This is a genomic window from Luteimonas deserti (assembly GCF_013425765.1).
Lineage (GTDB): Bacteria > Pseudomonadota > Gammaproteobacteria > Xanthomonadales > Xanthomonadaceae > Luteimonas > Luteimonas deserti.
In genome coordinates this window covers 16,848-26,386 of record NZ_JACCJZ010000020.1, presented here as the reverse complement: position 1 = coordinate 26,386, position 9,539 = coordinate 16,848, and the positions used below count along the sequence as shown (strand labels likewise).

The window sequence follows — 9,539 nt, the reverse complement described above, 5'->3', positions numbered from 1 at the left end:
CGACGTGCCGCAGCATAGCCCGGCGCCCCGGACCCGGACCGCTCGACCTTCGTCGCATGGGCGGGCCCGCGCCTGCCCGCGGGCAGGCGCCGTTCACGCCAGCGGCAAGGTGCGCTCCGCGCGGCAGAGCGCGTCGTGCAGCGCGCGCACTGCATCGATCGCCGGGTCGGCCGCGCCCTCGCCGAGGGTGCGCACGTAGCGGCACGCGGCAAATCCCTCGGCGCGCCGCTCGTAGTCCTCGATCCAACGACGCCGCTCCGGCATGCGTGCGGGGTCGATCGGCCAGGTACCGGGCCGTGGACGGATGTGCCGCTCGATGCCGATCCGCCACGGCTTGGGGCTGACCCGGGCGCGGAAGCAGCGCTGCCGCACGCACATCAGCGCGTACACCGGATCGGCCCCCAACGCGGCGAAGCACGTCGCCACCTCCTGCTCGCGCGGATCGAAGCCGCGATGCAGGGCGAGCAGTCGCACGCCCGCGGGTGTCGCGTACTGCCGCAGGCGCCACGCCGGATGCTGGCGCACGAACGCCTCGATCCGCCGGTCCGCCGCCGCGGCCGGGCCACCGTCCCTGTTCCGGCGCGCGGCGTGGATGCGACGCGCGATCCACGCACCCAGGGCGAGCGCGATGCCCGTCGCCAGAAGCCCGACCAGCCACGAACCCGCTGCGCCGCCGATGCCCGCCGCGAGCATCAGCAACGGCACCCGGCAGCCCCATCGAAGCGCACGGTCCGGGCCCGGATCGTGGAAATCGATGTCCACGAACAAGGCGCGCGGCGTGTTGAGGCAGCGCGCGCCGTAGGCGTTGCGGGTGATGACGCTGTCGCCCTCGCGCGCCACGATCTCCTCGCGGATCGGCACGCCCTCAGACCCGTTGTAGGGCCGCCTGGCCTCACGGCGCGGGAGCGCCTCGCCGGCCAGCACCCGCTCGAAGGCCTCACGCGTACGTGCATCGGCCAGTGCCTGGGCGTCTTCCAGGCTGAGGTCGGACCAGCCGAAACGGCGCACGGTGACCTGCCGGCCCCTCGTGCGGTGTTGCAACCGGCCTTCGGCCCAGTACTGCGGAACGATCATGTGCCTCCCCCTTCGGCCACCCGCCGCAATGGCCAGGCAAAAAAAAGCGCCGGGAATCCCGGCGCTTCTTGTACACCCCTACGGCTGCGGTCAGCCCAGCAGATGCGCCACGCCGCTGCGCTCTTCCTCGAGCTCGGCCAGGGTCTTGTCGATGGCCTTCTGGCTGAAGTCGTCGACTTCGAGGTCCTTGACCAGCGTGTACTCGCCGTTCTGCGTGGTCACCGCGAAGCCGAAGATCACGCCTTCGGGGATGCCGTAGCTGCCGTCGGACGGCACGCCCATCGTCACCCACTTGCCGTTGCTGCCCAGCACCCAGTCGCGGATGTGGTCGATGGCGGCATTGGCGGCCGAGGCCGCCGACGACAGGCCGCGCGCTTCGATGATCGCCGCGCCGCGCTTGCCGACCTGCGGGATGAAGGTGTTGGCGTTCCAGTCGGCGTCGCCGACCTTGTCCTTGAGGTTGACGCCGTTCGCGGTGGCGAAGCGGTAGTCCGGGTACATGGTCGGGCTGTGGTTGCCCCAGACGATCAGGCCCTCGATGTCGCCGACGGCGACCTCGGCCTTGGCTGCCAGCTGGCTCAGCGCGCGGTTGTGGTCGAGGCGCAGCATCGCGGTGAAGTTACGCGGGTTGAGATCCGGCGCCGACTTCATGGCGATGTAGGCGTTGGTGTTGGCCGGGTTGCCGACCACCAGCACCTTGACGTCACGCGAAGCGACCTTGTTCAGCGCCGCGCCCTGGGCGGTGAAGATCTTGGCGTTCTCGAGCAGCAGATCCTTGCGCTCCATGCCCGGGCCGCGCGGACGCGCGCCGACGAGCAGCGCGATGTCGACGTCCTTGAACGCGACTTCCGCATCGTCGGTGCCGATGACGCCGGCCAGCAGCGGGAACGCGCAGTCCTCGAGCTCCATGATCACGCCCTTGAGCGCGGCCTGCGCCTTGTCGATCGGCAGCTCGAGCAGCTGCAGGATCACCGGCTGGTCCTTGCCCAGCATTTCGCCGGAGGCGATGCGGAACAGCAGGGCGTAGCCGATCTGGCCGGCAGCACCGGTCACGGCAACACGGACGGGAGTCTTCATGGAATGTCCTTCTTGTTCATGCGGGGGGAATTTGTGGAACGGGCCGGGCGATCAGTAGATCCGATACCCCAGCGGTTGCAGCCGGTCGGCCAGTGCCGCGGTGTCGTAACCGCGCACCACCTGCTGGCCGATCACGGTGACCGGAACACCGCGCGCGCCGATCGCACGCATGGCCCGCGCACCGTCGGGCGTGTCGATGTCCAGCACGCGGTAACGCACCTTGGCCGCGGCGAATTCGGCCTGCTGCCGACGGCAGTAACCGCACCACTCCGCCGCGAGCATGACGATGCCCGTCTCCCCGGTCCCCCTGCGGGGATCGTCCGCTTGCAGTTGCGGTGCGGCGCCGTGGAGATGCAGCCAGGCACCTGCGAGCGCGAGCGTTCCGAGCAGCACGAGAATCCGCACGCCGCAGACTCAGGTCAGCTCCGCGAAGAACTCGCGGATGCGGGCGAGCCCGGGCGCGAGCTGCGCTTCGGGACAGGTGTAGCTGATGCGCAAGCTGCGCGGCTCGCCGAAGGCCGACCCCGGCACGCAGGCGACACCCTTCGTTTCGAGGAGCGCGGTGCACAGGTCCACGTCGGTGTCGATGCGCCGACCGCCGTGCGACCTTCCGAATGCGACGCTGATGTCGGGGAACACGTAGAACGCACCGGCCGGCTTCGGACAGACCACGCCCGGAATCTCCGCCAGCGCCGCCATCACCACATCGCGACGCGCCTGGAACTCGGCGCACTTGGCCTCCGGCACGTCCTGGGGGCCGTTCAACGCGGCGACCGCGGCGGCCGTGACCACCTCGGGCACGTTGGTGATGTGGTTCGAATTCATCGTCGCGAAGGCCCTGGCGACGGTCTCGGGACCGGCCAGCAGCCCGACGCGCCAGCCCGGCATGCCGTAGGTCTTGGACAGCGAGTCGACGAAGACCGTGCGCTCGCGCAGCTCGGGCCGTGCCTGGACGACGTTGTGGTAGCCGACGCCGTCGAACACCATCCGGTTGTAGATGTCGTCGGTGACGATCCACGTGTCCGGGTGGCGCACCAGCACCTCGGCCAACGCGGCGATTTCGCCCCGCGTATAGACCATGCCGGTCGGATTCGACGGGTTGTTGAACAGGAAGACCTTGGGCTTGGCCGCCAGCGCGGCCTCGAGTTGCGCCGGCGTCAGCTTGTAGTCCTGCTCGGGCGGGCACGGCAGCAACTGGATGTCGGCGCCGACGATCTCGGCGATGTCCAGATAGGTCGTCCAGTAGGGCGTTGCGAACGCGAAGCCGTCGCCTTCGTCGAGCAGCACCTCGGCGAGCGTATAGAGGATGTGCTTGGCGCCGATGCCGCTGGCGCAATGCGCGCGGGTGTAGCCCGGCAGGCCGATGCGGTCGAGATGTCCGATGAACGCATCCAGCAGCGCGTCGCTGCCGCGGTTGCTGCCGTACTGGCCGCTGTCGTGCTCGAGCGCATCGCGTGCGGCCGCATAGACGTGGGGACCCGGCAGGAAATTGGGCACGCCGATCGAGAAGCTGATGATGTCCCGCCCCTCCGCCTTCAGGCGCCTGGCCTTCTCGGCGACCTGCATGATGGCGCTGGGCTTGGCGCGGCCGGTGCGCCGGGCGAGCGTAGGCATCGCACAACCTCGTTCTGGAGCGGCTGGAAGGCGGTGGACCCGCTGTTTTTCGGCGGCAGATGGTAGCACGCGGCCCGGCCGTGCCCGGCGGACGTGTCGACCACGCGCGGGTCGGCGGCGGTCGGGTTCCTGGCCCACCCGTCGTTGCGGTCGAGATGGTCGTTTCCGCTGCCTGCCCCTGTCATGCAGGCGTGCAGCCGGGGAACGGCATCGGGCTGCCGGGCCGCTGCGGTGACGGTAGGGCGCCACAGGGGTATCGCCGAAAATTGCACCCGCCGGACGCGCACCCATGATCGCGCTCCGCGAAGGCGATGTCGCTGCAGGCCCCGAGCTTCGCGCGGGCCAGGCAGCCGATCGGATCTGCGCTTCATGTCGGAGGCGCGACCGTCGCCTGCGAATCGCCATCCAGATGGCCTGACAATCGTATTCCGTGAACGCGCGGTGCCAGACCAGGATCATGCGCCGGTTGCCGGACCCGCTGCGGCGCAGCGTGCACCGGGGTCCAGCACCTGCAGGCTCGCAATTACGCCGGCGCCTTCATCGACGTGGCGGCATCAGGGAAAGACGCCCTCTCGGTTCAACCCGGCCGGCCGTGGCGGCTCGCCATACGCCGTTCGCACGATGCACGGGCAGATGGGGCGACTAGTCCACCGCGTGAATCGCCACGACGCATCGGCGCCGGCCGGATCACACACTCCAGAACCTCACGTGACTCACTCAAGCCAGGCGCTGCCCGCTTCGGCGACACGGGCTGGAGGCATCGATACCGGACTGCGGCGCTGCTGCATCACAGCCGGCGCGTGGAGTGAGAACCAGGGCGGATGATTCTCCACATAGCCCTGGCCAGATCGGCGCCGCACGGTCCGGAAACAGGACAGACCGGCGTGGCCGGCCTGTCCTCGCACTCATGCCGCGAGCGTCTTGTTCCATTCGGCCACGCGGTCGGCCTTGGCTGCGAGCACTGCGTCCGCATCGCCCTCGATCGTCACCGACTTGATGGCATCGCCCTGCTTCACCGCATCGACGACATCGAGGCCTTCGGTGACCTTGCCGAACACGGTGTGCTTCCCGTCGAGCCAATCGGTCTTGATGTGGGTGATGAAGAACTGGCTTCCGTTGGTATTCGGACCGGCATTGGCCATCGAGAGCACCCCACGGTCGTGCTTGACGCCGTTGTTGGTCTCGTCCTCGAACCGGTAGCCCGGGCCGCCGCGGCCGGAGCCCTCGGGGCAGCCGCCCTGGATCATGAAGTCCGGAATCACCCGGTGGAAACCCAGGCCGTCGTAGAAGCCGCGCTTGGCCAGGTTGACGAAGTTGGCGACGGTCAGCGGTGCCTTGTCGGCAAACAGCTCGACGCGGATCTGGCCACGGTCGGTGTCGAATACGGCGTTCAGGGACATGAGGAATCCTGGAGTGGGAAAGGCCGCCGGGAGGCCGGCGAACCGGCTAGATGCGGCCGCCCTCCCGTAATTCAAGCCGGCTGAAGCCTCCGCGCGCCATGCGGCGGCGCAACACGGTATAATTCCGGGCTCATTCACTGACTTCTGTGCGCCCCGGTCTTCGACTCTGGCGCAGCCTTGCCCATGTCCATCGAACGCCTGCGCAACATCGCCATCGTCGCCCACGTCGACCACGGCAAGACGACCCTGGTCGACTGTCTCCTCAAGCAGTCCGGCACCCTGTCGGAGCGGACCGTCCTCACCGAGCGCGTGATGGACAGCAACGACCAGGAAAAGGAGCGTGGCATCACGATCCTGGCCAAGAACACCGCCATCAACTGGAACGGGAACCGGATCAACATCGTCGACACCCCGGGCCATGCCGACTTCGGCGGCGAGGTCGAGCGCGTGCTGTCGATGGTCGACTCGGTGCTGATCCTGGTCGACGCGATGGACGGCCCGATGCCGCAGACGCGCTTCGTCACCCAGAAGGCGTTCGCGATGGGCTTCAAGCCGATCGTCGTCGTCAACAAGATCGACCGTCCCGGCGCCCGTCCGGACTGGGTGATCGACCAGGTGTTCGACCTGTTCGACAAGCTCGGCGCGACCAACGAGCAGCTGGATTTCCCGATCGTCTACGCCTCGGCGCTGCACGGCTACGCCAGCCTCGACGATTCCGCGCGCTCGGGCGACATGACCCCGCTGTACGAGGCGATCATGCAGCACGTGGCGCCGCCGGACGTCGACCGTGACGGCCCGTTCCAGATGCGCATCAGCCAGCTCGACTACAACAACTTCGTCGGCCTGATCGGCATCGGCCGCATCCAGCGCGGCAAGCTGAAGAAGAACCAGCCGGTCAGCGTGGTCGACCGCGAGGGCAAGAAGCGCCAGGGCAAGGTGGTGCAGGTGCTCGGCTTCCTCGGCCTGGAGCGCGTGGAAGTGGAGGAAGCGCACGCGGGCGACATCGTCGCGATCGCCGGCGTGCAGGATCTCTCGATCTCCGACACCGTCTGCCAGCTCGACACGCCCGAGGCCCTGCCCGCGTTGACCGTCGACGAGCCGACGATCTCGATGACCTTTCAGGTCAACAACTCGCCGTTCGCGGGCAGCAAGGAACACAGCGGCGGCAAGTTCATCACCAGCCGCCAGATCCGCGAGCGCCTGGAGCGCGAGACCCTGCACAACGTGGCGCTGAAGGTCGAGGAAACCGCCGACGCCGACAAGTTCCTGGTCTCGGGCCGCGGCGAGCTGCACCTGTCGGTGCTGATCGAGAACATGCGCCGCGAAGGTTTCGAGCTGGCCGTTTCGCGCCCCGAAGTGATCATCAAGGAGATCGACGGCCAGCTGATGGAGCCGGTCGAGCAGCTCGTGGTCGACGTCGAGGAAATCCACCAGGGCGGCGTGATGGAGAAGCTGGGCACCCGCAAGGGCCAGCTCAAGAACATGGAATCGGACGGCAAGGGGCGCGTGCGTCTCGACTACATGATTCCGGCGCGTGGCCTGATCGGCTTCCAGAACGAGTTCAAGACCCTGACCCAGGGTTCGGGCCTGCTGTTCCACGTGTTCGACCATTACGGCCCGAAGGAAACCGGCGCGATCGCCAAGCGCAACAACGGTGTGATGATCGCCAATGCGCCCGGCATGACCCCGGCCTACTCGCTCGGACCGCTGGAAGAGCGCGGCCGGCTGTTCGCCGCGGAAGGCGACAACGTGTACGAAGGTCAGCTGGTCGGCATCCACTCCAAGGACAACGACCTCACGGTCAACGTCATCAAGGGCAAGCCGCTGACCAACGTGCGCGCGTCCGGCAAGGACGATGCGATCAAGCTGACCCCGGCGCTGAAGTACACGCTGGAGCAGGCACTGGACTTCATCGAGGACGACGAGCTGGTCGAGGTCACGCCGAAGGAAATCCGCCTGCGCAAGAAGCTGCTGACCGAGAGCGACCGCAAGCGAGCCTCGCGCGCCGCTTGACCGGCCCGCTCCGGATGGAGCCGATGGCCCACGCCGCAGCAGCGCCCGAGCCACCTTCGGGCCTGCGTGCGATCGCATTGTTCGAAGCCGCCAAGGGCATTCTGGCGGCGATGGCCGCCGCGGCGCTCGCCGCGGTCGGCCCCGATACGCTGCAGCACACGCTCCAGCGCCTGCTCGCTGCAATGGGCGTGGCCACCGAGCGCGGCAGCACGTCGCTGCTCGACCGCATCACCCCTCAGACGCTGCACATCGCGATCGGGGTCGTGCTGCTCTATGCCGCGATGCGTCTGCTCGAAGGCTGGGGCCTGTGGCGGCATCGGGCCTGGGCCTCGTGGCTGGGCTGTCTCGGCGCGGCGGCGTATCTGCCGTTCGAGATCTATGCACTGTGGCACGACCCCGACTGGCTGACCTGGGGGGTGTTCCTGCTCAATCTGGTGATTGTGCTCGTGCTCGCGCGCGATCTGCAACGCCGGCGCCGGAACTTTTGATTCGTCCGCTCGGCGCACCTCCGGTGCGTCCGAGCATTCGACGCCGCCGCAGCCACCCGTCTCCGAGCGCGGCACGACCGGTCGCGGCAGTCTGGATGAGGACCGGGTCGCACCCGTGCGGGAAGCCGAACGATTCCCGACCGGATCGACCGGCAACGGCCTGCTCACGGCAACACACGACGACATACTCGGCGCATCCGCCCGGCTTCGCGAATGTACGGCGGAGCGACAACGCATGGCGCCGACATGAGGGTCCAAAGTCGGCCCGGCGGTTGCGAATGGCGGCCGAACGGCGTTGCCACAGCGTCCAGTGCAGCGCCGCCCGCAAACGGATCGGACATGTCACGCGCGCAGCAGCCCCGCGGCCGACGTTTCCGGAACCCGGAGGCGGCGAGGCGGGGCGTGTACGGCGGATACCAGTGAGCGAAGCCCACGCTGCGCTCGACGCCGTGGCGACCGCGCACCCTGCCGGCTAGGCGCGCGCCCCCTGTGCATGCTTGCGCACGATCAACATCGCCGTCTCGAGTGCCTGCTCGTAGTTGAGCCGCGGATCGACCTGGCTCTTGTAAGCACGCTCGAGATCGGTCTCGGTCAGTGCGCGTGCACCGCCCATGCATTCGGTGACGTCCTCACCGGTGAGCTCGAGATGGACGCCTCCCAGACGCGTGCCGGCCGCGGCATGCAGCTCGAACGCCTGCTCGATCTCGCTGCGGATGTTGTCGAAACGCCGCGTCTTGTAGCCGTTGCTGGTGGACTCGGTGTTGCCGTGCATCGGATCGCAGATCCACAGTACACGCCGGCCCTCACGACGCACCGCATCGAGCAATGCGGGCAGGCGCTCGCCGATCTGCGTTGCACCCATGCGGTGGATCAGGCTCAGCCGTCCAGGCTCGTCGTCGGGATTGAGCACGTCGATCAGCCGCAGCAGGTCGTCGGGCGTCGACGTCGGCCCGACCTTGACCCCGATGGGGTTGCGGATACCGCGGAAATATTCCACATGCGCGCCGTCGAGCGCGGCAGTGCGTACGCCGATCCACGGAAAATGGGTGCTGAGGTTGAACCAGCCCCACTGCCGTGGCACCTGCCGCGTCTGCGCTTCCTCGTAGGGCAGCAGAAGCGCCTCATGCGAGGTGTAGAAATCGACGCGGTTGAGGTTGTGCACCTGGGTGCCGGCGAGCGTTTCCATGAACCGCACCGCGTCGCCCAGGCCCGACACCATGCGCTGGTACTCCTCGGCCAGAGGCGACTCGCCGACCCAGTCGAGACCCCAGTATTCGGGGTGGTGCAGATCGGCGAAGCCGCCGTCGATCAGCGAGCGCACGAAGTTCATCGTCATCGCCGACCGCGCGTGCGCCTTGATCATCCGCCGTGGATCCGGCGTGCGCGCCTCCAGGGTGAAAGCAGGCGCATTGACCACGTCACCGCGATAGCACGGCAGGGTCAGCCCATCGCGCGTCTCGGTGTCCGCGGAGCGCGGCTTGGCGTACTGCCCTGCAAAGCGGCCCACCCTCACCACCGGCAGGCGCATCCCGTGCACGAGCACGAGGCTCATCTGCAGCAGGACCTTGAGCCGGTTGGAGATGATGTCCGACGTGCAGTCGCCGAAGTTTTCCGCGCAGTCGCCGCCCTGGAGAAGGAACCGCCGCCCCTCTTGGGCGTCGGCGAGCTGCTGCTTGAGATTCTGGATCTCCCACGAGGTCACAAGCGGGGGAAGCGCCCGCAGTTCCTGTTGCACATCCGCGAGCGCCGCCGCGTCCGGGTAGACCGGCAACTGCCGCGCCGTGCGACGACGCCAGCCATCCGGCTGCCAGTCGTCGGGCAGGTTCACGGCTTGCAGGTTGCGTTCGCTGGACGGCGACATCGGGAGATCCTC

At 68.1% G+C, this 9,539-nt stretch carries 8 protein-coding genes; 2 read left to right on the top strand and 6 right to left on the bottom strand.

Annotated elements, in window-relative coordinates; all coding sequences use genetic code 11:
• Nucleotides 1-93: 93 nt before the first annotated feature.
• The 5 genes from H0E82_RS12675 to H0E82_RS12655 all read right to left on the bottom strand — a co-directional run bounded on the left by H0E82_RS12675 (nucleotide 94) and on the right by H0E82_RS12655 (nucleotide 5,165).
• Entirely contained in the window at nucleotides 94-1,074 is a 981-nt protein-coding gene (locus H0E82_RS12675; protein WP_180545827.1) for a hypothetical protein, read from the bottom strand.
• A gap of 90 nt (nucleotides 1,075-1,164) precedes the next feature.
• On the bottom strand, nucleotides 1,165-2,151 hold the full coding sequence (locus H0E82_RS12670) for a malate dehydrogenase (RefSeq protein WP_180545826.1): 987 nt from the start codon (nucleotides 2,149-2,151) through the stop codon (nucleotides 1,165-1,167).
• Nucleotides 2,152-2,202: 51 nt separating this feature from the next.
• Nucleotides 2,203-2,556: a glutaredoxin family protein gene (locus tag H0E82_RS12665; RefSeq protein ID WP_180545825.1), complete on the bottom strand. Its 354-nt coding sequence runs from the start codon at nucleotides 2,554-2,556 to the stop codon at nucleotides 2,203-2,205.
• 9 nt (nucleotides 2,557-2,565) lie between these two features.
• Nucleotides 2,566-3,765, bottom strand: a complete 1,200-nt coding sequence (locus tag H0E82_RS12660; RefSeq protein WP_180545824.1) for an aminotransferase class I/II-fold pyridoxal phosphate-dependent enzyme — start codon at nucleotides 3,763-3,765, stop codon at nucleotides 2,566-2,568.
• Between the two features lie 905 nt (nucleotides 3,766-4,670).
• The gene (locus H0E82_RS12655) at nucleotides 4,671-5,165 is read right to left on the bottom strand and encodes a peptidylprolyl isomerase (protein ID WP_180545823.1); all 495 of its coding nucleotides are present in this window, start codon (nucleotides 5,163-5,165) and stop codon (nucleotides 4,671-4,673) included.
• Between the two features lie 183 nt (nucleotides 5,166-5,348).
• On the opposite strand from H0E82_RS12655, the gene typA reads away from it, so the two are divergent.
• Together typA and H0E82_RS12645 are read left to right on the top strand one after the other, a co-directional pair.
• On the top strand, nucleotides 5,349-7,178 hold the full coding sequence (gene typA, locus H0E82_RS12650; RefSeq protein ID WP_180545822.1) for a translational GTPase TypA: 1,830 nt from the start codon (nucleotides 5,349-5,351) through the stop codon (nucleotides 7,176-7,178).
• A gap of 23 nt (nucleotides 7,179-7,201) precedes the next feature.
• Complete coding sequence (locus tag H0E82_RS12645) at nucleotides 7,202-7,666, top strand: DUF2127 domain-containing protein (RefSeq protein ID WP_180545821.1); 465 nt, start codon at nucleotides 7,202-7,204, stop codon at nucleotides 7,664-7,666.
• 472 nt (nucleotides 7,667-8,138) lie between these two features.
• Here H0E82_RS12645 and H0E82_RS12640 read toward each other — a convergent pair whose 3' ends face one another.
• The gene (locus H0E82_RS12640) at nucleotides 8,139-9,527 is read right to left on the bottom strand and encodes a class II 3-deoxy-7-phosphoheptulonate synthase (RefSeq protein WP_180545820.1); all 1,389 of its coding nucleotides are present in this window, start codon (nucleotides 9,525-9,527) and stop codon (nucleotides 8,139-8,141) included.
• Nucleotides 9,528-9,539: the final 12 nt, after the last annotated feature.